Source organism: Leisingera coralii (assembly GCF_049056525.1).
GTDB lineage: Bacteria > Pseudomonadota > Alphaproteobacteria > Rhodobacterales > Rhodobacteraceae > Leisingera > Leisingera coralii.
Genome location: NZ_JBHUPT010000136.1, coordinates 1 through 808, shown reverse-complemented (window position 1 = coordinate 808; position 808 = coordinate 1). Strand labels below are relative to the sequence as shown.

Sequence of the window (808 nt, the reverse complement as noted above, 5' to 3'; positions counted from 1 at the left end):
GGCGATATGGCTGTTGAACTCGCGTAAGGCTCTTAGCGTCTCCAGGTGGATGTCGGAGGTGTCAAAGCTGTCGCGGGCGCCGTTCTGCAGCCGCCGCAGGTGGCGTTTGCGGCTGTCGCGCTCCATCCGTTTCAGCTCGGTCTTCTCCAGGCTCAAGAGCCGCGCGCTCTCCAGGTCGCCGGAGATCAGCACGTTGGAGGCCAGCTGCATATTGGCCAGGATCGCCTCATGCATGCGGGTGATTTCCAGCCAGCCGTCCTTGGAAAACCGCAGCTCCTTCTTGCGCATCTCGCCGGCCAGCACCGTCAGGCGGCGGGCCACCACGTCGCCCGCGGTCTCCAGCCGGATGGCGTATTCCATCAGGCTGCGGGCGGTTTTCAGCTGTTCCTTGCTGAACGCCTCCGCCGGGATCGCCGCCACATACTGGCGGATGCCCGACAGGCAGGCGTTGACCTCCTCGTCCATCTGCTGCACCGCGCGGATTTGCTCCTTGGTGCCTGCCTGGTACAGCTCTAGCACCGGGCGGAACATGGCGCCAACTTGGTCCGACATCCGCAAGAGCTCGCGGGTGAGGTTGGCCACGGCCTGCGCGGGCGCGCCGTAGCTGCCCTGCTCCAGCGCGCTGACCGGCCGGCCCGGCGGCTGCGCCGGGGCCGCCGCCGGCTCCGGAAACAGCCGGGCAAAGACACCGCCAAGCGGCGTGCACAGCGGCAGCGCCAGCAGCAGGAGCGCGGCGTTGAAGGCCAGATGCGCGCTGACCAGCATCTGGCCGCCCTGCGGGTCGCCGAGCCAGCCCTGGCGCAGCGCC

General features: G+C 68.6%; 1 protein-coding gene. It reads right to left on the bottom strand.

All coding sequences use genetic code 11. The features are described 5' to 3' along the window. Positions 1-808 (bottom strand): PhoU domain-containing protein (locus ACFMBG_RS24090; RefSeq protein WP_421057167.1); only part of this gene is annotated, 808 nt, incomplete at both ends.